19 protein-coding genes and 1 pseudogene are annotated in these 23836 nt (G+C 51.2%); 8 read left to right on the forward strand and 12 right to left on the reverse strand.

Annotated features, from left to right (window positions below):
- Positions 1-2: 2 nt before the first annotated feature.
- The 6 genes from EA26_RS01085 to EA26_RS01110 all read right to left on the reverse strand — a co-directional run bounded on the left by EA26_RS01085 (position 3) and on the right by EA26_RS01110 (position 5773).
- Positions 3-1331, reverse strand: a complete 1329-nt coding sequence (locus EA26_RS01085; RefSeq protein ID WP_039422519.1) for a serine/threonine-protein kinase — start codon at positions 1329-1331, stop codon at positions 3-5.
- 150 nt (positions 1332-1481) lie between these two features.
- Complete coding sequence (locus tag EA26_RS01090) at positions 1482-1682, reverse strand: hypothetical protein (RefSeq protein WP_039422521.1); 201 nt, start codon at positions 1680-1682, stop codon at positions 1482-1484.
- Between the two features lie 109 nt (positions 1683-1791).
- Entirely contained in the window at positions 1792-3363 is a 1572-nt protein-coding gene (locus EA26_RS01095) for a S8 family peptidase (RefSeq protein ID WP_039422523.1), read from the reverse strand.
- Between the two features lie 5 nt (positions 3364-3368).
- Complete coding sequence (locus EA26_RS01100) at positions 3369-4295, reverse strand: hypothetical protein (RefSeq protein ID WP_039422525.1); 927 nt, start codon at positions 4293-4295, stop codon at positions 3369-3371.
- Positions 4296-4299: 4 nt separating this feature from the next.
- Complete coding sequence (locus EA26_RS01105; RefSeq protein ID WP_152593641.1) at positions 4300-4809, reverse strand: hypothetical protein; 510 nt, start codon at positions 4807-4809, stop codon at positions 4300-4302.
- Positions 4810-4984: 175 nt separating this feature from the next.
- Positions 4985-5773: a hypothetical protein gene (locus tag EA26_RS01110; RefSeq protein WP_039422530.1), complete on the reverse strand. Its 789-nt coding sequence runs from the start codon at positions 5771-5773 to the stop codon at positions 4985-4987.
- Positions 5774-5872: 99 nt separating this feature from the next.
- Here EA26_RS01110 and EA26_RS01115 point away from each other — a divergent pair.
- Both EA26_RS01115 and EA26_RS01120 read left to right on the forward strand, forming a co-directional pair.
- Positions 5873-6641: pseudogene (locus EA26_RS01115) on the forward strand (response regulator).
- A gap of 75 nt (positions 6642-6716) precedes the next feature.
- Entirely contained in the window at positions 6717-7742 is a 1026-nt protein-coding gene (locus tag EA26_RS01120) for a substrate-binding domain-containing protein (RefSeq protein WP_039422533.1), read from the forward strand.
- Between the two features lie 50 nt (positions 7743-7792).
- Here the strand turns inward: EA26_RS01120 and edd are convergent, their stop codons facing one another.
- The gene (edd, locus tag EA26_RS01125; RefSeq protein ID WP_039422536.1) at positions 7793-9589 is read right to left on the reverse strand and encodes a phosphogluconate dehydratase; all 1797 of its coding nucleotides are present in this window, start codon (positions 9587-9589) and stop codon (positions 7793-7795) included.
- Complete coding sequence (locus EA26_RS01130; RefSeq protein WP_039422538.1) at positions 9586-10107, reverse strand: gluconokinase; 522 nt, start codon at positions 10105-10107, stop codon at positions 9586-9588. The genes edd and EA26_RS01130 overlap by 4 nt, the downstream gene beginning before the upstream one ends.
- A gap of 153 nt (positions 10108-10260) precedes the next feature.
- Between EA26_RS01130 and EA26_RS01135 the strand changes: the two genes are divergently transcribed.
- Complete coding sequence (locus EA26_RS01135) at positions 10261-11637, forward strand: GntP family permease (RefSeq protein ID WP_039422541.1); 1377 nt, start codon at positions 10261-10263, stop codon at positions 11635-11637.
- Positions 11638-11646: 9 nt separating this feature from the next.
- Positions 11647-12258 carry a bifunctional 4-hydroxy-2-oxoglutarate aldolase/2-dehydro-3-deoxy-phosphogluconate aldolase gene (locus EA26_RS01140; RefSeq protein ID WP_039422544.1) on the forward strand — a complete coding sequence of 204 codons (612 nt, stop codon included), beginning with the start codon at positions 11647-11649 and terminating at the stop codon, positions 12256-12258.
- 56 nt (positions 12259-12314) lie between these two features.
- On the opposite strand, the gene EA26_RS01145 is transcribed toward EA26_RS01140, so the two are convergent.
- On the reverse strand, positions 12315-13442 hold the full coding sequence (locus tag EA26_RS01145) for an MFS transporter (RefSeq protein WP_039422547.1): 1128 nt from the start codon (positions 13440-13442) through the stop codon (positions 12315-12317).
- 138 nt (positions 13443-13580) lie between these two features.
- On the opposite strand from EA26_RS01145, the gene EA26_RS01150 reads away from it, so the two are divergent.
- Positions 13581-14360 (forward strand): AraC family transcriptional regulator, encoded by a 780-nt coding sequence (locus tag EA26_RS01150; protein WP_039422550.1) that lies wholly within the window; start codon positions 13581-13583, stop codon positions 14358-14360.
- A gap of 73 nt (positions 14361-14433) precedes the next feature.
- Positions 14434-15198: a substrate-binding periplasmic protein gene (locus tag EA26_RS01155; protein WP_039422552.1), complete on the forward strand. Its 765-nt coding sequence runs from the start codon at positions 14434-14436 to the stop codon at positions 15196-15198.
- Between the two features lie 74 nt (positions 15199-15272).
- Here the strand turns inward: EA26_RS01155 and gorA are convergent, their stop codons facing one another.
- Positions 15273-16628, reverse strand: coding sequence for a glutathione-disulfide reductase (gene gorA / locus EA26_RS01160; RefSeq protein ID WP_039428669.1), 1356 nt, complete (start codon positions 16626-16628; stop codon positions 15273-15275).
- A 269-nt stretch (positions 16629-16897) separates the two neighbouring features.
- On the reverse strand, positions 16898-17737 hold the full coding sequence (locus EA26_RS01165; RefSeq protein WP_039422555.1) for a 23S rRNA (adenine(2030)-N(6))-methyltransferase RlmJ: 840 nt from the start codon (positions 17735-17737) through the stop codon (positions 16898-16900).
- A 270-nt stretch (positions 17738-18007) separates the two neighbouring features.
- Between EA26_RS01165 and prlC the strand changes: the two genes are divergently transcribed.
- Positions 18008-20050: an oligopeptidase A gene (prlC, locus tag EA26_RS01170; protein ID WP_039422558.1), complete on the forward strand. Its 2043-nt coding sequence runs from the start codon at positions 18008-18010 to the stop codon at positions 20048-20050.
- 71 nt (positions 20051-20121) lie between these two features.
- Here the strand turns inward: prlC and asnC are convergent, their stop codons facing one another.
- Complete coding sequence (asnC, locus tag EA26_RS01175; protein ID WP_039422561.1) at positions 20122-20586, reverse strand: transcriptional regulator AsnC; 465 nt, start codon at positions 20584-20586, stop codon at positions 20122-20124.
- A 109-nt stretch (positions 20587-20695) separates the two neighbouring features.
- Here asnC and EA26_RS01180 point away from each other — a divergent pair, with 109 nt between their 5' ends.
- Positions 20696-23830 (forward strand): EAL domain-containing protein, encoded by a 3135-nt coding sequence (locus tag EA26_RS01180; RefSeq protein ID WP_039422563.1) that lies wholly within the window; start codon positions 20696-20698, stop codon positions 23828-23830.
- Positions 23831-23836: the final 6 nt, after the last annotated feature.

Raw genomic sequence — 23836 nt, forward strand, 5'->3', positions numbered from 1 at the left:
ACTTATTTCTGAGTTTCAGTGCGGGTGGCGTCAACACTCTGTTTTTGCGGCACCGGAGTGAGCATCGCCAGCAGCATCTTCTGTTTGATGTGTTTGGGGATCTCCGGGTTGGAGAGAATCCGTCGCCGCGTCATCTCCAGCATGGCGTTGACCGACAGCTCCGTCGCGTCGTTGCCCTTGCTGTGAAACATCAAACTGGTCACCTCGTACATCATCTCTTCAGCGATCAATTTTTCTTGATGCAATTGACGATTTTTCGCCATCAAGGTGCTAGTGAAGCTAACCCCCGAAATCAGCAGCAAGATGATTAACAGCGAAGGGATAGGGCGGCGCTGCAACAGGCGGCGCGTGGTGTAAAAAGGGTTATGCAGTTTGAGCGAAATGGGGCGGCACGCCAGCACATTTTCGATGTCGTGGCGCAGCTCGCTGACGCTGAGATAGCGCTCTGCGGTGCGCTGCGCGGTCGCTTTGTCGCCAATCAAACGAAGATCCGAGTGCTTGGGCTGCGCGGGGAAAAGCAGCTGCAAAATTTTGCCCAGCGAATAGAGGTCGCTTTGCTGGGTGAGATACGCGCCCGCTTTCTGCTCTGGGCTGGCATAGTGTTCGCTGTAGGCGAGCAGGCCAAGCTGACCTTCGCCGCAGGCCGGAGGATACACTTTTTGCGTTAAGTTAAAATCGAGCAGTTTAGGTCGCTGATCTTTATCGATGAGAATGTTTTCCGGCTTTAAATCGGCGTGCAGGACCTGATTTTGATGGGCATGCTCAATGGCTTGGCAGATGTGGCGAAACAGGGTCAGTTTTTGCGCCTTACTAAGCGAGTGTTGCTGCAAAAAGCGCTCAAGCGTCACCCCTTCGACCCGTTCCATCACGATGTAAACCGAATCCTGATGCATGCCGCCGTCAAACACCTTAGCGATGCACGGGTGATTGAGTCGCGCCAAAAGCTGCGCTTCATCAAACAGCGCCCGAGTGCCCAAAATGTTGCTTAAGGTCGGTTGAATGAACTTGATCGCCAGTTGCTGCTCGAAGGTTTGATCGGCGCGATACGCCGCGTACACTACCCCCATTCCGCCACGACCGAGCTCGTGAGTGAGCTGGTATTTGTCGATCAGGTGACCGGAGAGATCCAGCGTTGCGTGGGTTGCTTGTTGAGCGTGAAACCCCAGCAATTGCGTGAAGGGCTCTTGTCCGTCGGCTTCGAGCAAAGGCATGACGCTCTGATACAACTCAAGCGAACTCTGTTTGAGCTTTTGAAGAAAGTCTTGTTTCTGATTGTCATCGAGATCCAGCAGGTGATAGAAAACCTGCGTGGTACTGGAACCTAACTGCACTGTACGTTTCTAATTCTTGTTTAATTCGCCGCAATTCTATAAGAAATTTGTAATATATGTGATATTTTTCTTATTTATGAGATTGTATTCGCATATTCGACTTTCCCTGGATCTACTGGTGTTGGGGGTAACGCTGGTGCGCTGATGCTATCAAGCTCTAGCCCCCATGGAGTCATCATGTCCTATAGATATGAACTCTGTCTTATCATTTGGTGCGGTAATCACCTTGTCATACTGGGCTGGATTAAAAGGTTGCTTCACTCCTGCATATCCATAGTCACTGACTACTATAGGAATAAGAAATATTGAAGCAACTCCAATACTGATAGATTTGTTTCTTACATTATTCATGAATCCGCCAAATGCCATTTTGAAATAAAATACAAGTTAATCATAGCTTTACTGTGCTCATATTTCAATCAAACATAAAAGGGCCAGTACGGCCCCTTTATATGTGACGCTATTCACACCCTATTGGCACTCGTATCTGATCAGACGAAATAGGGATGAGAGTTTCAGTAACACATTTCTTTACCCTTACAGGTTCATAGTGATTTTGATATTCCAACACTGTCTCACACAAACGATATCCATAGTTTAGTCCTGATTGGATCTGTGTTTTAAGTAGAGTGCTCAAACCTGTTGACTCGGAAACCAGAGTGGCATGCTGTACATTTGGAGCACCATTTGAATAGCTGTACACTTCGATGAATGAGTTTTTGATATCAGTATTGTTTCCTTTAGCTACATTGAGCTCATACAACTCACAAACCGTAGCTTTATCTCCTACGGCATTGATGTAAAAGCCAATATCGCATTCACGCTCCAGACCATGTTCTAGCTTAAACGCAGTGCTTTTAGCATACTCTCGTGCGACAGCTACCGCCTTAGCTGCATTCAGGATACCATAACCACACACACCGTTATCACATGACGATTTAGGATACAATTCAGAATCTTTGTCCGAAAACTCCAAATGTGGTGTGAATTTTCCTGCACTCACGCCGAGTAACATCGATATTTCTGATGGAGTAAGCGCCGGATTCTCTTGCTTTAGTAGTGCCACGACACCGGTAACTAACGGTGTGGCAAAAGAGGTTCCCTGCCACTCTCTAATGTCGAACTGTCCATCGTCGTTTTCATCAACACTACTAGCAGAAACAACTCTATCTGCCCTAGCGGTAATTTCTATTAGTGCGCCATAGTTAGAAAACCAAGACTTAAAGCCATCGATTGTATTTCCACCAACTGTAATTACCCCAACGCAGTTTGCTGGAGCATAGAACTCCGCATCCTTGTTGTCATTAGCCGCTCCGGCTACAACTGTAATTCCTTCTTTCAACGCAAAATCTATTGCATCTTTAAGATCGCCATGACATGAATCATTCGATGCGATGGACAAATTTATGACATCTACGGGTGCGCTAATTTTCGAGCCAGTGATTGTTGCGTCACCAGCGAGCCAGCGAATTGCTCTGGCGACGTCATCTTGTGCTATAGCTCCTGAGTTGACATCACAACGAGCAATGTTCGCTGCAATCAACTCAGCTCCCTTTACAATACCTCGAATACCGTAGTCATCAGATTTAGCTCCGATCAAACTTGCCACTGCAGTACCATGCCCATAACCACATGAAGTAACTTGATGTTCACTCGGGACCAAATAATTCGGACTGTCATGACCTGCAATGAAGCTGTAACCTTCGCTAAAGGTCAAATCCGGCGTCTCAACAAACTGTGAGTCAACAATACCAATACGAACATTAGATATTGGTTTGATACTATCATAGATACCTGCAATACCATTTGCCCCACTAAAACTAACATCCTGAGATCGCCAGATGTTTTCATATTGAGCTGAGTAGTATTCATCTGGAACTGTACTGACAGACCCGAGGTTTGAGATAGAAGCTTTTGGTTTTTCAGCAAGTTGGGGATTTGCATAGTCGATTGAGTTCGGTTCTGCATAACAAAAGGTCCCAACAAGGGAAGCCCAAGAAGCAATTGCAAGTATGCTAGGTTTAATTTTCATTCTTTTTATCCTTTTACAGTGCATTCACTTACAAGATTTCTAGATGCAACCTTCTGGCTACTGGCACAGTTCAACATTTGTCCTAAGAATTCATAAGACGAACTGTACTGCCATTCACCATTACTGTACCCGCCTAATTCTTCAACACCGAAGATATATGAGAAAACTTCGCCATCACTCGTGAATTCAGCATTAGGTATAGACTGCAGTCTGCTATTCGCTTCTGCCAATTGATTAATCACACTGAGCTCTGCGGAAGCTCTTTTATTTAAACTATCGACAACTTTTTGATAGGCATTTGCTAGTTCACTTTCATCTAACAAACCATTTTTGTATTGCTCCAGAGGCATAGTTAACGCTTCAATGTCTAGCTGAATATCTCTGATTGTAGGAATATTTCTACTGTCCATGTGCGAAACGCTTGTAACGGAAACTCCCATAATTGAGTTCACCTTTGTATAGTAGTGCTCAATTGTCTGCAATTCATCCATTGACAATGCATCTTGACCATTTGCTTGTAGTAGAGCAATTTGCTTCTTTAGTTTTATACCGGACGTGTTTGTAATTGAAGCATCGACAGTGACCGCACTTTCAACCCGAGAATCTGCAACTCCAATTGTTAGTTTTGCTGTTGTCTCATCCCCATTTAAGATGACACGATTGAACACTATATATCCATCTTCAACAGTCCATTCAAACGTGTCACTAGTACTCAGTCCCTTTAAAGAATATCGTAGGTCCTCTTTTCCGGTATAGTTCACTCCAAGATTAAAGCGGGTTACTTGCCCTTCCACGATAGACAATTCACCGACAGGTCTCATCTCTAAAATAGGTGCGGCATCTGTACTGGTGCTACCACTGCCACCTCCACCACCACAGGCAGACAATAAGGTTACCAAACTAATCATCCCAATAGCTCTAACAAGCGCCATAATTTCAATCCTTATTTAGTTTCTCTTTTAATCCATCGCTATATTTTTTCCAGTCAGACTTTTCCATCCTTTTTATACCTAGCTGCTGCAGATAGTTGTCCAACTTCTCTTTTGGCATAAACTTCAAACATTCAAGGCTATAAGCTATGTATTTTTGTAGTTTGTTATTCTGGAGCGTTAGCATTACTGATCTTCGATTCCAATTGCAAATATGGACTAATTGTGAATGCTTACATTGTAAGATTTCCATAAGCTCGAAACAGATTTTCGCCGTGTGCGTTCTTGTAGACTTGCTGTTGAGACGCTTAGACATTAAATACTGTCTACTATCTTTATCCAATGCTAACAAGTTTTCTGCGCCACGCACATAAAATGGTTGCGCTTCATCTAACGGATTATTATAAATAGCATTTACTTTAGTCAGGCTAATCCCCAAAACAGAACCTACACGTCTGTATGTCTGGTTAGGGATCTCCAGTTTTGCAATTACCTCTATAAAATCTTTATTTAACATATTCCACCTTAAATAAGTGATGATGAGCAAAATTTTGCTCATCATCATCAATTAATTCTGCTTTGCTTTTCTAGCTTCAAGGACTTCAAATAAGGTCGTTTGAAGCTGATGCTTTAACGCCTCATTCAAATTTAATGATGATGGCATTGATAGCCAGTTGTGGCAAGTTTGGCGCTTAATTGGCCTCCGACGACTGAGAAGCGCTGAGCTCCAAATACTTCTTCTCGATAAAAGCTTTCTCTCGCCCTAAATGCAGCAACTGTTTTTGGCTGGCGGCCAATTGCTGCCTGAGCTCATTCAGCTCCGATGCTTGCGGCGCTGAAGCCGTCTGGCTGGCTAACTGGCGCTTATAGTTTTCAATGGTGGCCAAAAGTTGCTCTTTCTCTTTGGCAAAGTTCTGCTCTATGTCCTGAAATCCGCCGCTTTCGCTGATCATGATGTATTCACGCTCAAGCTGCTCAAACTGCTTTTCGATCGCTTCTTTCTGCTGGCGTAGCCCGGCGACGGTATCATTCTGCTCCAGCAGGATATTTTTGGCTTTACGTAGCCCGCGGGTACTTTTATCCAGATCGCCTTTCAGCTTGCGAATGAGTTGGTGCGATTTGGACAGTTTCTGATTGAGCAGCTCAATTGACGCTTGCTCTTCACGGCTGTGGCCGCTGCTTGCGGCGCGGATCTCAGCGACCTGTTGTTCCAAAGCCTGTTGGATTTGCACCAGCGCATTTAAGGTTTCGCGGTTTTCATTGCTGTAGTTGAGCGCGTGATTGACCGACTCTTCGCATAGCGCTTGAGCCGATTGACTGAGTGCGCCACCCTTGGCTGAGGAGCCAAGCGCTTGGCGAAACTCGCGCAGCATCAGCCAGAGAATGACAAACCACAGCAGCAAGATCAGCAAGCCGAGATTGATGGCGAGGGTCATCAGCAGATCAGGGCCAAGTTCATTTAGCAGCAATTCCAAAGACATAGACAATCAACTTTATGACTAGTGGTATGGCTAAGTTTAGATGCTAGCGATTTTTGTGCCTATAATTTAAACAGTTTTCGCAGTGGAGCTGGTGGTAAGGTGAAGATACTGATAGTCGATGACAGCAGGGCAACGTTAGAAATTGTGCGCAAAGCGCTGCAAAGTTTTGGTTATCGTCGCTTGTCGATTGAAAAGACCAACAGCGCGACACAAGCGCTGGAGACGATCGAGCAATGGCAGCCAGACATAGTGCTGACCGACTGGCACATGCCGGATATGACGCGCTTGGCGCTGGTGGAGACGGTGTCGCAGCGCTACCCGCAGATCAAAATCGCCATGATCACCACTGTGGATGATGAGGCGCAAATCGCTCAGGCCAAAGCGGCCGGCGCTTCCCAAGCTCAGCCAACTGGAAAAGCTGCTGAAAAAGGTGGTGCATAGCGAGATTGAACTGAACAATATTCGCTTGCAGCAGTTTGATGACAGCAAGGTGCCGTGTCTGATCGCCATTTACGAAGATGGGGAAACGCAAAAACCGCGCGCCGTAGCCGTGCTTGATATTTACGCGGTGTGCGTGTTGGCGTCGGCCAATCCGCATATTTCGCCCGAGCAACTAAACCAAGCGGTGCACAAAAAGATGGTCAGCAAAGTGATACTCGACACCTGCCAGCGGGTGCTGGATAAATCCTCGTTAGCGTTTCTCGACAGCTTGACGCGCAAAAGTCTGCGGCTCAAAAGCGTCAGTTTTGCGCCACAAGCGTTCGATAAACTCAAAGTGTTGTTTAACAAGGAAGCCGACAAGCGGGTCGATTTTTCCTGCCAGTTGCAGCAAATGGCGCAAGGTAAAATCACCTTAGTCGGCTTTTAGCCGTGTCGACTGGTTGTGCCTGTGCCGCAGACGGGTCATAATGTTACACGTAACATTACTGACAAAAAGCGTTTTATGCCTCAACATACCTCTGCCGCGCCCAGCAGCAAAAAAGCACGCACGACGTTGCAAGATGTCGCCGACCAAGTGGGCGTGACCAAAATGACCGTTTCGCGCTATCTGCGCAATTCGCAGTCGGTCGCGGAAAAGACCCGCGAGAAAATTGCCGCGGTGATTGAGGAGCTCGGTTACATCGAAAACCGCGCCCCAGCGATGCTGTCCAAATCGTCCAGCCGCGCGATTGGCATTCTGCTGCCATCCCTGTCCAACCAGATTTTTGCCTCCTTTGTGCAAGGAATTGAAACCGTTACCAAAGCGCACGGCTACGAGACGCTGTTGGCCCACTTTAGCTATGACGAGTTAGAGGAAGAGCGCAAAATCGCTTCGCTGCTCTCTTATCAGGTGGATGGGCTGATTTTGACCGAGAGCCACCACACCGAACGCACCTTGCAGATGATCAAAAACGCTGGCATCCCTGTGGTGGAAACCATGGAGCTGCCGAGCCAACCGATTGATATGGCAGTCGGGTTGGATCACATCGAGGCGTCGTATCAGGTGGTGAAGCGCATGATTGCCTCGGGTAAGCGGCACATCGCCTATTTTGGCGCGCGTTTAGACACGCGCACTAAGCTGCGCATGCAAGGTTATGATCGCGCCATGCTCGAAGCGGGCTTGACTCCGCAACACGTTCTCACTGGTGATCACTCCAGCTTTTCTCTCGCCGATGAGTTGCTGCAACGCGCGCTGGCCATTATGCCGACGCTCGATGGGGTGTTTTGTACCAACGACGACATTGCCATCGGCACGCTGCTGGTGGCTCAGCAGCGCGGTATTGCCGTGCCTGCGCAGTTGGCGGTGGTTGGGTATAATGCGCTCGATATTGGCCAAACCATCAGCCCGAAGCTGACCAGTGTCGATACGCCTCGTTTTCAGATCGGCGAGAAAAGTGCCGAGCTGCTGTTGGCGCGCTTGCGCGGAGAACAGCCGGAGCAAAGCGTGGTGGATATGGGCTACAAAATTACCGCTGGCGAGAGTGTGTAACTCGGTCGATGTGATTAAAACCAAGGGCGCGATGAACGCGCCCTTGTTGATCAGATGATAAAACTCGCCCCTTGATCGGCGCTGCTGACATGCTGGCGCATCACCTGAAACAGATGGCGTCCCCAAGTCTGCTGCTGCGCTTCGCTGTCTACCTTCATCGCCGTGCGACCTGTGGTGTCGCTGAGGTTGTTTAACTCGCCTGTCTGGCAATCGACACGAATCACATCACCATTACGCACTAAGCCAATTGTGCCGCCGCGAATCGCCTCTGGGGAGACGTGAATGGCTGATGGGATTTTGCCTGACGCGCCAGACAAACGGCCATCGGTGACGAGTGCCACTTTAAAGCCCGCCTTTTGCACATTGCCGAGGATCGGCATCAACTTGTGCAGCTCTGGCATGCCATTGGCGGCTGGGCCATTGTGTGTCACCACCACGATGCAATCTCGGTTGAGCTCACCGCGCTGATAAGCCGCTTCGACCTCGTGCTGGCACTGGAACACCAGCGCTGGCGCTTCAATCACCCGCTGATCTTCTTTCACCGCAGAGACTTTCACCACCGCTTGGCCCAAATTGCCAGTCAGCACTTTTGTGCCGCCAGTGGACTGGAAAACGCAGCATTTGTCGGCGATCACATGGCTATCGAATGTACCCTTACATGGTGTCCAAACAAGCTTACCGTCGACGAGGCTTGGTAAGCTCATTTGGTCGTCGAACTCGCCAAACACTGGCTGCACGTCGCGATGCAGCAGAGCCGCTTCATTCAAGCGGTGCAGCAGTGCAGGCACGCCACCGGCTTGTTGGAAGGCGTTCATGTCAGCGGGGCCGTTGGGGTATACGCGTGCTAGCAGCGGCACCACGTCTGACAAATCACTGATGTCCTGCCACGTCAGCTCAATACCCGCAGCGCGCGCCACCGCCAGCATATGAATGGTGTGGTTGGTGCTACCGCCCGAAGCGAGCAGAGCGACAATGCCGTTGATAAGGCTTTTTTCCGTCACCACCTCGGCCAGCGGGCGATAGTGGGAAGAGCCCGAAGTCATGGCGGCGATTTTCAGCGCGGCGTGTTCTGTCAGCGCTTTGCGCAGTGCGCTGTGCGGGTGGACAAAGGCGGAGCCGGGCAGCATCAAACCCATCGCCTCAAACACTAACTGGTTGGTGTTGGCGGTGCCGTAGAAGGTGCAGGTGCCGACGGAGTGATAGGCGCGACACTCCATATCGAGCAGCGCCTCTTTCCCCACGTCACCCGCGGCGTATTTCTGGCGAATATCGACTTTCTCTTCGTTGCTGATGCCCGTTGCCATCAACCCTGCTGGTACAAACGCGGTAGGCAAGTGCGCGTAAGCGAGTGCGCCCATCAGTTGTCCGGGGGCAATTTTGTCGCAAATGCCGAGCAGCAAGGTGGCGTCAAACACATTGTGGCTCAAAGAGAGGGCTGTGGCCTGCGCAATTAGATCGCGTGAAAAGAGCGACAAGTCCATCCCCGGCTGGCCTTGGGTCACGCCATCGCACATTGCAGGCACGCCGCCCGCAACTTGCGCCGTGTGGCCATACGGAGCCAGCGCGGCTTTGATTTGCGCAGGATAGAATTGATAAGGTTGATGCGCGCTCAACATGTCGTTGTAAGCGTTGATGATGGCAATATTGGCGTGGGTGAAGTTGAGAATACTCTGCTTTTCGGCCGAGCAAGACGCCGCGACCGCGTGAGCCAAATTGCCGCAAGATAGATGAGCGCGCGCTTTGCCATATTGCGCCTGTTGCGCGGTGCGGGCTAAAAATGCCGCACGGCTTTGCGCGCTGCGCTTTGAGAGGCGTTCGGTGACCGCAAGAATAACAGGATGAGTCATAAGGCGACCTCGCTTTGTGCGATCAATGCGGCGGCGGCTTCTTCCACCACCTGTTCGATGGGCGCGTCGATAGAAACAATCAGGGTTTGCGGCTCATCGTCCGGGCGCTCTAAAGTGGCAAACTGGCTGTTGACCATGTTCTCTTTCATAAAATGGCCTTGGCGCTGGCGCATGCGTTCTAAAATCAGCGCCTTATCGCCGTCGAGAAACAGAAACGTCACGTTTCGGTTGCCATCGCGGATCTGGTCGCGGTAACACTTTTTCAGCGCCGAGCAGACAATCACGCCGTGTTCATTTTTGCTCTCTAAGCTGTAGGCCGCATCGCGAATGCGCTCCAGCCATGGTGTGCGGTCATCGTCATTCAGCGGCTGACCAGAGGCCATTTTCTGAATGTTAGCGCGAGGATGAAGATCGTCGCCGTCAATGAATTTACGCCCCAGTTTTTTCGCCAAAAACTCACCAATGGTGGTTTTACCGCTCGCGCAGACACCCATCACAATGACACTACTACCCGCCATAATTTGCCCTCATAACTAAACTTGCGCGTGATCTCAAAATTGAAATTCACTTGGAAATATGGGTTTATCTTATTCATGTTATCGGTAACATGTTACCGGTAACTTCAATAAATGTGAACCACAACACAAACTATAATTCGTAAAGGTGAACCTATGGAACAGCTAGCCCAAACCCCTGATCCTACGTATCTTTTAACCGTTGCAGCGCTGGCAATTGCCGCCTTGCTTCTCCTTATCATCAAACTCAGAGTGCACGCTTTTGTCTCTCTGATTACCGTCAGTTTGGCGACAGCCATCGCCACTGGCGTCACGGCAGACAAAGTAGTGCCCACTATGCTGGGAGGCTTTGGCGGCACACTGGCCTCTGTGGCGCTGCTTGTTGGCCTTGGCGCCATGATTGGCAAAATTTTGGAAGTGACTGGCGGGGCGAAAGTGCTGGCCGACACCATGATCGGTCGCTTTGGCAAAGAGCGTGCGCCGCTTGCGTTGGGGGTTGCTTCGCTGTTGTTTGGTTTCCCGATCTTTTTTGACGCTGGCCTTGTGGTGATGATGCCGATCATCTTCAGTGTGGCCAAACGCTTTGGCGGCTCACCGCTGAAATATGCCTTGCCCTCTGCGGGCGCATTTGCGGTGATGCATGCGTTTGTGCCGCCGCACCCGGGCCCAGTGGCGGCGGCGGAGTTTCTCGGCGCGAACATCGGCCTGTTGTTGGTGGTTGGGATCTTGGTCGCGATTCCGACTTGGTATCTTGGTGCCTACTTGTTTGGTCTATATGCTGGCAAAAAATTCGACATTCCGCTGTCAAAAGCCTTTTTCAACAGCGACACCATCCTAGACGAAAAGCACATGCCCAAGTTTGCTACCGTGATGACGCTGCTGGTGCTGCCGGTGCTGCTCATCTGTCTTGATACGGTGCTTAACACCTTAGCGGTGGCGGGTGTTATCGACGGTAAAACACCATTGGTGGCGTTTTTACGCATGTTGGGTAAAACGCCCGTGGCGCTGCTCATCACCTTAGTGGTGTGTCTGTTGGTGTTTGCCAAAGATTACGGCATGGCGAAGCTGGAAAAGCTGTGCGGCGATTCACTCGCGCCGATTTGTGGTGTGATCCTCGTGACAGGCGCGGGTGGCATGTTTGGCGGTGTGTTGCGCGCCAGCGGTATTGGTGATGCGTTGGCCAACGTGCTGACCGATACTGGCATGCCGGTGATTGTGGCCGCGTTTGTGATCTCCACTTGCTTGCGCGTCGCGCAGGGCTCGGCCACCGTGGCGCTAACGACGACGGCGGCACTGATTGCGCCTGTGGTCGCGGCAACAACAGGCTTGAGCGAACTGGATCTGTGCTTTATCGTGATCGCCATTGCTGGCGGCGCGACGGTGCTGTCTCACTTTAACGACTCTGGTTTCTGGTTGGTTTCCCGCTTGATGGAAATGGACGAGAAAACCACTTTAAAAACTTGGACGGTAATGGAAACGTTACTTGGTGGTATCGCCTTTATTATCGTTGCAACATTGAGCTTTATTCTTTAGAGGTGATCGATGAAAACACTTGAACAACGACTAAGAGAAATCCAAATCGTCCCGGTTATCGCCATCAACGACGTGGCGCATGCGCTGCCACTCGCGAAAGTGCTGGTGGAAAATGGTCTGCCGTGTGCGGAAGTGACTTTCCGCACCGAGGCGGCGGCAGAATCGATTCGCCTGATGCGTGAAGCGTACCCCGATCTGCTGATTGGCGCAGGTACGGTGCTGACCACGGAGCAAGTGGATATTGCCATCGAAGCGGGGGTGGATTTCATCGTCAGCCCCGGCTTTAACCCAACCACAGTGAAATACTGTCAGCAGCGCGGTGTGGCCATCGTACCAGGCGTTAACAATCCAAGCCTAGTGGAACAAGCGATGGAAATGGGGCTGCGCACGCTGAAGTTCTTCCCGGCTGAACCATCAGGCGGTGTCAACATGCTTAAAGCACTAACCGCGGTTTACCCTGTGGAATTTATGCCAACTGGCGGCGTCAGTCCATCCAACGTGGCTGATTACCTCGCGCTGAAATCGGTTGTCGCCTGTGGCGGCACGTGGATGGTACCAACCGCCATGATGGACAGCGGTGATTGGGAAGGTATTGCGGAACTGGTTCGCGCGGTGAAGTAAAAAATAGTGCGCCAAAACGCAAAAGGCCATCGCTTGATGGCCTTCTTTTATACTGGTTAACCCTTCGTTTTACCCGATAGTGTCAGCAGCATAGTGGCGCTGCCGTACGTGATAAGCACCCAGCCAAGGTGGTCGACGAGCGCTGCGATGGCTAAGCCTGCGCCGATCAACAGGTAATACATCAAGCCAAATAGCGCGCCAGCACTGCCTGCCTGCGCTTTGTATTGTGGTAACGCCATGCTCAGCACATTCGGAATGGCTATGCCAAACGCCATCACCACCAACAGCATCGGGGCGACAAACCAGATCGACGCCTGTAACGCGTAAACTGCGATAGCGCCGAGCGTCAAAAGCAGTGACGCGGCTTTCAATAAGCTCTGCTGTGGCATGTTTTTGGCCAACAAGCCTTTATTCACGTAGCTCCCAAGTAAAGAGCCGAGTCCAAGCACGAGGCCGCTGTAGCCGAACTGTTCGGCGGAGTAACCGAGTGTGGCAAAGGCAAAAGCGCCGAGTTGGTAGTAAGAGAACAGGGCAATGTTATACAGCGCCACCAATAAGGCCGAACGCCAGATGTGCGCATCTTTGACCATACGCCGGCTCAATGCACCCAGTGCAAGGGGATGTTTGCTTTGCTGGGTTTCTGGCAATTTGACGAAGTTGTAGAACAGCAAGGCAAGCGCCAAGACAAACAGAGCCAGAAAGACCGCCGCACGGCCGCCAAGCTGGGCGAGTTGCCCGCCGCTAAACATGCCGATCACCGGGCTGATGGATATCCCTAAGCCCATTAAGCTGAAGACTTTGCCAAGCTCCGCGCCAGTAAAACAATCACGCAACATGGTTTGAGTCACCACCGAGCCGACAGCGATACCAAACGCACTGCAAGCGCGCGCTAACATCAAAACGGTAAAGCTGTCGGTGTACATCGCGGTAAACGCACTGGCAGCGTAGATCAACAAGCCCAACAACATGGTGGGGCGTCTTCCCCATTGATCCGCCAAAATGCCCCACACTGCGACGCCCAGCGCAAACGCGCCAAAATAGATCGAGAGAGTTTGCGCCGCTTGCGCGTAAGAGACGCTAAATGCCTGTGCAATCGAGCCTAAGGCGGGGCTGTAAATAGTTTCGACAATTTGCGGAAACATCAGCATCACGACCATTAAGCTAAGAGAGGGTTTTGCTTTCATTGCAATTCTCACCTTTGTTTTGTTCGCGGTGAGTATATCTGCCATGATATTGGGTAAGTTAACGACATTCAGAATGAAAATATCAACATTCGGACAGGCGAAGATGGCTGGATGTGAATACGGATGGTAAGAGACATTATGGCAGTGATTACCCCAGCAACCCAATTTGACGCTGATGCGTTGCCCGCCAGCGTCATTGGGATCGCCTCTGAGATTGGTCAGCACGATTCCGGCATGCATCAACACAGCAAAGGGCAGTTACTTTACGCGCCGAAAGGTTGCATGACTTTTGTACTGGACCATTCGCTGTGTACCTTGCCGCCGACCAAAGCCGTGTGGATCCCGCCCAACCTATCTCATCGCGCAGTGATGACCAATGTGGTGGCCTATCGCTCGCTCTATTTTGATTGTTGCCAGTTCGCGGCGCCAACGGAGTTGGTGATGATAGAGGTCAACCCACTATTGCAAGCGTTGATTGAACGCATGGCGTTTTGGCCGTGGGACAAGGCGGAAGCAGAGATGCGCAATACCGTCGCGCTGTTTTGGGAAGAGTTCGCGAGCGCCAAACGCCACTTTTTCCAGCTCCCCTTGCCGCAAGATGCCCGGTTACAACCGTTTCGCACCGCGATGACCCAAGAGACTTTTTTAGCGCCCTCAGCATCTGAGCTGGCCGAGCGTGTTGGGCTGAGTAGCAAAACCGTCACACGAATGTTTCAAACCGACACGGGCATGTCGTATCAAGAGTGGCGCCAGCAGTGGCGCTTGCTCAAATCGATCGAACTGCTTTCGTCTGGGATGTGTGTCACCGATGTGGCGTATTGGCTGGAGTTTGCCTCAGACAGCGCCTTTATCGCCTTTTTCAAAAAGCAGACTGGCTACCCGCCGTTGCACTTTATCAAACTTGGGCAAAACTTATGAAGGAGTAGCAAACACATAAACCAAGTCCAGTGATGGATTCTGCGTTTACCCGTGACTAGCTGGAGGAATTCGCATGAGTCGAACCGTTAAATTATTAATGTTGGGGTGGTTAGGATTATTTTTTTCAACACCACTGTGGGCCAGTGTCACTTGGCAAGGACATTGTCGAGACAGGCTCCCTTTTCTTTATTACGAAGATGGCCAGTGCAAAGGACCGGGTGGGGATGTGATCACCCAAGCCATCAGTAAAATGGGTCATCAAATCGAATGGACCAAAGCGCCTTGGGCGAGAACCATTGGTGTTGCTCCACAAGGTGGTGTTGACATCATCCCTTTGCATTCGATGAATGAAGAGCGTGAGGCGTACTTACATCCTCTCTTGATGGGCTACGGAAAAAGAGAAGTGTTTTACTTCACTCGTAAAGACTCTGACATTGATGCGCAAGATTTTGATGAAATCGTCAGTAAAGGGTATGTGATTGGTGCGCTCAATGGCAGTTTCTACAGTTCGCAATTTAATCAAAACGTGGATAAGTTGCGCACAAACTTTGTCACCAAGGGTGATCAATTGATCAACATGCTCAAGGCGGGTCGGTTGGATCTGGTTATCACTTCAGAGCAGCATGGTTTGGAGGTGTTTGACAGCGATCCGGAGTTGAGAAAAATCGCCTACAAAGACGTGTCGCTGAATGGACGGTTTTTTAGTGTCCCTAAGCGCTCTGCGAATTATCAATACATAGATCAATTAGAAGCGATTTTATTGGAGATGCGACGCTCAGGAGAAGTCACTCGTATCTATGAATCTTATGGTTTAGAAGCACCGATCCAGCAAGAATGATCTTGTGGTTGTGAGGTGGAAGCAAATGACCGCGGGCCAACTCACTGACCCGCGGTTATGCTTTTTGGGGCGCCTTAGCGCATCGTGACGAACTCTTCCGAACCGGTTGGGTGGATAGCCACAACTGAGTCGAAATCGGCTTTGGTTGCGCCCATCTTCATCGCCACGCCGAAGCCTTGGATCATTTCGTCTACGGCGAAACCGATGCCGTGTAGGCCGACCACTTTCTCATTTTCGCCTGCGCATACCAGTTTCATCTTGCATGGCTGACGGTGTTGCGTCACCGCAGTGTACATCGCGGTAAAGCCAGATTGGTACACTTTCACGTTCTCTTCGCCGTATTTGGCGATCGCTTCTGGTTCCGTCAGGCCGATGGTGCCGATTGGTGGGTGGCTGAACACTACGGTTGGCACCAAATCGTAATCCATTTTCGCGTTTGGCTTGTTGTTGAACAGACGCTCAGAAAGCTGACGACCCGCTTTCACCGCAACCGGGGTGAGTTCGATGCCGCCTTCCATAATATCGCCCACGCAGTAAATGCCTTCTACGTTGGTGGCTTGGAACTCATCGACTTTAATGTAACCGCGCTCGTTGGTGGCCACGCCGGTTGCGCTCAGGTTGATGGCGTCAGTCGCTGGGTGACGGCCGATTGCCCAGATAAGCTGATCAACGTTTTGGCTGGCACCGTTTTCAAGGTGCAGCGTTAGGCTACCATCGGCTTCTTTGACCACCTCTTTTGGCACGCTATGGGTGTGCAGTGTTGGGCCTTCTGCCGCCATCACTTCCACTAAGGTATCGATGATCATTGGGTCGAAGCTGCGCAGTGGCGATTCTTTACGGCAGAACAGGTGAGTTTCGGTACCAAGCGCGTTGAGTACGCCAGCGATTTCCACCGCGATGTACCCCGCGCCGACCACAGCAACACGTTTTGGCTGCTCAGCTAGGTCGAAGAAACCGTTGGAATCGATGCCGTATTCCGCGCCCGGAATGTTTGGAATGGTCGGGCGGCCGCCTACGGCGATCAGGATGTGATCCGCGGTGTAGTGCTCACCGTTCACTTCCACGGTTTTCGCATCGACAAACTTGGCGAAGCCTTTAATCACGTTGACTTTGTTGTTGCCGAGCACGCGATCGTAAGATTGATGGATACGGCCAATGTACGCTTGGCGGCTTTCCACCAGTTTGCTCCAGTCAAAGCCTTTTACGTCCACATCGAAGCCGTAATCTGGAGCGTAAAGGCTCATCGCTTCGGCGATTTGCGCGCCATGCCACATCACTTTTTTCGGTACACAACCGACGTTGACACAGGTGCCGCCGAGGTCTTTCGCTTCGATCAGCGCCACTTTCGCGCCATACATGGCTGCACGGTTGGCTGATGCGATACCGCCACTACCACCACCGATACAGATATAGTCAAAATGCGTTGCCATTACTTTCTCCAAGATCTTATTGATTTTTTGAGTGCCCAACATAGATTGGGGTGGCGCGTTGTGAAGTCAATGCCACCGCTTTCCCCTATCATAAAACGAGTCTAGCAATTTGCTTAATGGGAAAAAGTGACGATGCTTATGACAAATAGCGATGAGAGGACTAGAAAAGCTCGCGCTAAAGGAATATTAGGCAGATTAAGTGGCGATATTGGGTGAAAAAAAGCGCAGCGGTTAAGGCGCTGCGCTGAGAGAGGAGGAGCGCTCAGCCGTTATTCCGGCACCACCCACTCGACTTTCCAGTGGCCTGTCGCTGGCGCGATGGCTTGTTGCAGAAACGGCAGAATCTCTTGCATCTGGCTTTCCAGCTTCCACGGTGGGTTTATCACGATCATGCCGGATGCCGTCATGCCGCGCTCGTTGGTGTCGGGTGACACGCCGAGCTCAATTTGTAAAATTTTGCGAATGCCGAGCCCTTCAAGCCCTTCCAACATGTCATCGATGTCGCAGCGATTGACCACCGGATACCAAATCGCATAGATGCCCGTCGCCCAACGTTTGTGGCTTTGGTAAATCGCTTGCACCACATCACGGTACTCTTTGGCCAGCTCGTAAGGCGGATCAATCAGCACTAAACCGCGGCGCTCTTGTGGCGGCAGGCTGGCTTTGAGGCGTGAAAAGCCATCTTCTTTGTAGATGCTCACTTGGCGATCGCGGTGAAACTCCTGTTCCAATAGCGGATAATCGCTTGGATGGAGCTCCGTCAGGACCATGCGATCTTGCGGGCGCAACTGAGCGCGTGCCACGCGTGGCGAACCAGGATAGTAACGTAAGTTGTCGCCGTTATTCAGCGCCTTGATCGCATCGAGGTAGCTTTTGAGATCTTCAGGAATATTGTTTTGCTCCCAAATTCGTGCGATGCCTTGTTTGTATTCGCCAGTCTTTTCCGACCATTCATGCGTCAGATCGTAGCGACCCACGCCAGAATGGGTGTCGTGATAGACGAAGGGTTTGTCTTTTTGTTTTAAGGCGTCCAGAATCAAACTCTGAACAATATGCTTTAGCACGTCGGCGTGATTGCCAGCGTGAAAACTGTGGCGATAACTCAGCAAAATACACTCTCGTAACACTCTTGGCAGAGTGTGGTCTGGGATGAATAGGGTGATTATATACGCAAGTGATGCGGATGTTGATGGATCTCTCAGCCTAAGCACGGACAAAATTGCTCCACAGTATTGAAATCTGAACCTGTTGCTCATATGTAGTGTCATAATGCAGTACGTGTTACCTCCGTTGGCTGAAAAACAGTCGATGGAAGCGCGCAGCCCGTTGGACGCGCGGCTGCCTAAGTCACGCCTATGAGCCAAACAAAAGGAATTTATATGTCGAATCCACTGCTTACATTTACCGATCTGCCTCCGTTTTCTCAAATCAAACCTGAACATGTGAAACCTGCGGTCGAGCAGGCGATTGCCGATTGCCGCGCCAAGATTGACCAAGTGCTGGCGGACAACAGCAACCCGAGCTGGGAAAGCGTGATTGCGCCGATTGAGGAAGTGGATGATCGCCTGAGCCGTATTTGGTCACCCGTCAGCCACATGAACTCGGTGGTGAACAGCGATGAGCTGCGTGATGCCTATGAAAGCTGCTTGCCGATGTTGTCGGAGTACGGCACTTGGGTTGGTCAGCACAAAGGCCTGTTTGAAGCTTACAAAACCATCAAAGCCAGCGATGAGTATCAAAAACTGACGCAAGCGCAGAAGAAAACCATCACCGATTCACTGCGTGATTTTGAGTTGTCGGGTATCGGCTTGCCTGCGGACGAGCAGCATCGCTATGGTGAGATCAGCAAACGTATGTCGGAGCTGAGCTCGAAATTCTCCAACAACACCCTTGATGCCACCATGGGCTGGACCAAGCACATCACGGATGAAAAAGAGCTGGCAGGCATGCCTGAATCCGCGCTGGCGGCAGCCAAAGCGGCGGCAGAAGCCAAAGAGTTGGGTGGCTATCTGCTGACGCTCGACGTACCGTCGTATCTGCCAGTGATGACTTACTGTGACAACCAAGCGCTGCGCCGTGAAGTTTACGAAGCGTATGTGACACGCGCCTCTGATCGCGGCCCGAACGCGGGTAAGTGGGACAACACGGAAATCATCAATGAGCAGTTAAAACTACGCTATGAAATTGCCCGTATGCTGGGTTTTAACACTTACAGCGAAAAATCGCTGGCGACCAAAATGGCCGAGAGCCCAGCGCAAGTGCTTGGCTTTTTGAATGATTTGGCTACCAAAGCCAAGCCGCAAGGCGAGCGCGAAGTCGAAGAACTGCGTCAGTTTGCTGAGCAAGAGTTTGGGGTGTCTGAACTCAACGTGTGGGACATCGCTTACTACAGCGAAAAGCAAAAACAGCATCTGTTCCAAATTTCTGATGAAGAGCTGCGCCCTTATTTCCCTGAGTCCAAAGCCGTCAGTGGCCTGTTTGAAGTGCTCAAGCGCGTGTTTGGCATGAGTGTGCAAGAGCGTCAGGGCGTCGATGTTTGGCACGAATCGGTGCGTTTCTTCGATATTTTCGATGCGCAAGGTACGCTGCGCGGCAGTTTCTACCTTGATCTCTACGCGCGTGAACACAAACGTGGCGGCGCGTGGATGGATGAATGTCGTGTGCGCCGGATTAACGCGCAAGGCGAGCTGCAAACGCCGGTGGCGTATCTGACGTGTAACTTCAACCGTCCGATCGGCAACAAACCAGCGCTGTTTACTCACGATGAAGTGGTCACGCTGTTCCACGAGTTCGGTCACGGCATCCATCACATGTTGACCCAAGTGAGCACCGGGGCGGTTTCTGGCATCAATGGTGTGCCTTGGGATGCGGTAGAGCTGCCAAGTCAGTTCCTCGAAAACTGGTGCTGGGAAGAGGAAGCGCTGGCGTTTATCTCAGGCCACTACGAAACGGGCGAACCGCTGCCTAAAGCGATGCTAGAGAAAATGTTGGCGGCGAAGAACTTCCAGTCGGCGATGGGTATTTTGCGCCAGCTTGAGTTTGGTCTGTTCGATTTCACCCTGCACACCGAGTTCGATCCGGAAGTCGGCCCACGTGTACTGGAAACGCTGGCGCAAGTGAAACAGAAAGTGGCAGTGCTGCCAGCGGTGGAGTGGGCTCGCTTCTCCCACAGCTTCGGCCATATTTTCGCCGGTGGTTACAGCGCGGGTTATTACAGCTATCTGTGGGCTGAAGTGCTCTCTTCCGATGCGTTCTCACGTTTTGAAGAAGAAGGGATTTTCAACCCTGAGACGGGGCAAAGCTTCCTGCACCACATTCTTGAGATGGGCGGCAGCGAAGAGCCAATGGAGCTGTTCAAACGCTTCCGCGGCCGTGAACCACAAATTGATGCTTTGCTGCGTCATTGCGGTATTGCTGCGTAAATCAATAAAGCGCGAATACTTCTTACAAGGCCAGCCACAGAGCTGGCCTTGTTTTTTGCTGAACGGCAGCGTTAAGGGTTGACGTTGCGATTGATCGGATTTTGCAGCGAGATGAGGGTTTCGGTGGACTGCACTTCGTCGATCGCTTGCAGTTTATCGATCAGCACATATTGCAACTCTTCAATCGATTTGCACATCAGCTTGACGAAAATGTTGTACGCACCGGTGGTGTAGTAAGCCTCCACCACCTCGTCAAGGGCGTTGAGCTTTTGCAGTGCCGAGTGATAATCGCGCGCCGCATTGAGATTAATGCCGATAAAACAGCACACGTCATAGCCAAGTTTCTTGGTATTGACGATCACTTCTGTCCCTTCAATCACCTCGGCGGCTTTCATCTTTTCGATGCGCACGTGAATGGTGGCTGGGCTGACGTTAAATTGTTTTGCCATTTCGGCGTAGGGGGTTTTCGCATCCGCCATCAGCGTTTTTAAAATCGCTCGGTCGAGTTCATCCAGTTTGGCGTTGGTTGTCTGCATTCTTTGTCCCTTTTTTAACCGCCGTGAGGGTATAATACTAACAAGGGTCGCTCAGCTTGCACAATCACGCTTTGCACCTGAATCGTCTCAGTATTAACAAGGTGAATGCGTGCGTTTTTGTGTCTGTTTACTGCTGCTGTGCTGCAGCGCTTTTGCAACGGCTGAAGAGAAAAAAGTGCTGGTGGTTCACTCCTACCATCAAGGCTTTTACTGGACCGACTCGTTTCAGCGAGGATTGGCGCAGCAGCTAGAGCAGCGTGATATCTCGATGCGCGTGCTCTACTTAGACAGCAAACGCAATCAAAGCGCCCGTTTTCTCAATCAGCTCTATTTTCTCTACAAAACCAAGCTGCAGCAGGAGCATTTCGACGCGATTGTGGTCAGCGACAATATCGCGTTGGCGTTGATGCAGCGCCTCGCCGAGCAGCTTGGTGATACGCCAGTGATCTTTGGCGGAATTAATGATTACCAGCCAAGTTTGCATGCAGGTTTAAAAGCCACGGGCCTTACCGAAGACACCGACATACTCGCCAACATCGCGCTGATTGAGCGTTTGCAGCCGCAAGTCAAACAGATCTATGTGGTGACGGATCACTCCATCAGCGGGAAAGCGTTGCGTGTGCAGATCGACCGTTTTCTCACCGAGCATCCGCGCTATCAGCATAAAGTGATGCACTTGGTGCCGGATAATATGCTGGATCTGGCGCAGCAGACGGCTTGGATGGACATGAGTGATGCGGTGCTGTTTTGGGCTTACTATCGCGATATCAGCGGCCATTTGACCAGCAGTGACGACTGGAAAAAACTCAATCAAATGAGCCGTTCGCCAATTTATTTGGTGCACGATGTCGGTGTGGGCCATGGCGCGGTGGGTGGGGTGATCCAGAGTGGCTACAAGCAAGGCTTTGAAACCGGAGAAGTGTTACTCAACGTGCTGGCTAACCCAAGCGCGCCACTGCCCAAAGTGCGGGTGGGAGAGCCAGATATTCGTCTCGATTATCAAGCGGTCGCACGCTGGGGGCTCGGTGTGGAAGGAGAATCGGCCTCGGTGTTTTTCAATAAACCGGAGCCGTTTTTCGAGCGCTACAGCCGCGAGCTCCGCATGGTTGGCATCGCCTTTGTGCTGCTGCTGGGCGTGATTTTGTTGCAAGTTTCCTATCTACGCCGTTTGCGCCGCAGTGAAAGCCTCGCCAGAGAGAGCCAACTGATCCTCGAATCGATTTTCGATCAAAGCTTGCAGTACATCGGCATTTTGGATCAGCACGGTTGCCTGATTTCAAGCAACAGCCAACTGCAAACACTGCTGTTTTATCCGGGCATGCCGCTTGAGAGGCCCTTATGGCAGCACAAGCATTGGGAAGACGAATCAGGCGCCCGTTTAGCGAGCTATTTTGCCTCTTCGGAGTCGATGGTGAGTACCTTTGAAGCGGAGATCTGGAGCGCCGAACAAGGTTCGATAGTGCTGGAAGTGTCGCTCAAGCCTTTCTCTTCTCAAGCCAAAAAAGCGCCGCGTTATCTGTTTGAAGCGCGCGATATCACCTCGCGTAAAGTGATGGAAGATAAACTCTACAAGCGCGAATCGAATCTGCGTAATTACTACGAGCAGCAACCGGTGATGATGGTGACGCTTGATGCCAACAATCGCATCCAGCAGGTCAATCGTTTTGCCCAGCAGTTGTTGGGGTATCCACAAATGTCGATGCTCGGCCATCATCTGCACGATTTTTATTGCGACAGTAAGGCGATGAACCCGCGCCAAGTGCTATTGCAGCCCGATCCGGATATGAAAGGGGTGTGGCGACGTGAAATTGAGTATCGCCATACCAATGGTGACGCGGTCTGGGTGCGGGAAAATATTCGCCCGTTAACCGAGTCTGGGCAGGTGCTGATTGTCGGCGAAGACATTTCGCACAACAAACAGTTGGCGACGCAGTTGGAGTATCAGGCGAAATACGATTTGTTGACCGACACTTACAATCGCAACCAGTTTGAAATCGAACTCAAGCGCTCGCTGGGCGAAGTCGAAAGCCATCGCCGCGTGCATGCCATGTTGTACATCGATATGGACCAGCTCAAGGTGCTCAATGACACCGCCGGCCACGATGCGGGAGATGCCGCAATCCAATACTGCGCCAGCATGCTGGAAGAGGTGTTGCCTCACAACGCCGTGTTGGCGCGCCTCGGCGGCGATGAATTTGCCGTGCTACTTAAAGACAGCAATGAGCATACCGCGATTGGTGTTGCCAAATCGATTCTCGCTACCTTAGGGGCCGAGCCATTTGTCTGGGAGACGGTGCGGCTCAACCTCACCTGCTCGATTGGCATTCGCATGATCGACCATACCGCCGATTCGCCGCAAATGGTCCACGCACAAGCTGACACCGCCTGCCACGCCGCCAAAGAGCTTGGGCGCAACCGCTATCAACTGTTTAGCCTCGACAGCGAAGAGTTGCAGCGCCGCCAGCAGGAGATGGAGAGCGTCAATCTTGTGCACGATGCGCTGGCCAACGATCGTCTGGAGCTGTTCGCCCAGCGCATTTTGCCGCTCAGCAGGGAATGTAAAAAAATGCACTTTGAGATCTTGGTGCGCATTCGTGACAGTGATAATCGTTATCTGTCGCCCGCTATTTTTATGCCAGCGTCGGAGCGCTACAACATCGCCCATCTGATCGATGAGCAAGTGGTCAATCAAACCCTCGATTGGCTGGAAGCGCGGCCTGAGGTGGTCGCGCGTCTGGGGCGCTGTTCAATTAACCTCTCCGGCCATTCGATGGGGAATCCGGAGTTCATTCAATTCTTGCTCGATCGTCTGGCGAACAGTGTGATTCCTTGCGAAAGATTGTGCTTAGAAATCACTGAAACCGCTGCGATGAAAAACGTCGCGTTGGCGATGGAGTTTTTTGCCCAGCTCAAAGCTTTGGGTTGCCTTATCGCGCTGGATGACTTTGGCTCGGGCCTCTCTTCATTTGGTTACTTGCGCCAGCTGCCGCTGGATATTGTCAAAATCGACGGCATGTTCGTGCGCGATATGCATGAAAACGAGACGGACCTTATTATGGTGCGCGCGATTAACGAGCTCGCCCAGCAGATGAAAAAGCAGACGGTGGCAGAGTTTGTCGAAAATCCAGACATCATAGACAGGTTGCTGGAACTCGGAGTCGACTATGCCCAAGGTTACGTTATCGGCAAGCCGAAACCGCTGGGCGAATTGATCGAGGAATTGCTGGCCGAACTTGAGCGTTAAACGGCG

The sequence above is a fragment of the Vibrio navarrensis genome, from assembly GCF_000764325.1.
Taxonomy (GTDB): domain Bacteria; phylum Pseudomonadota; class Gammaproteobacteria; order Enterobacterales; family Vibrionaceae; genus Vibrio; species Vibrio navarrensis.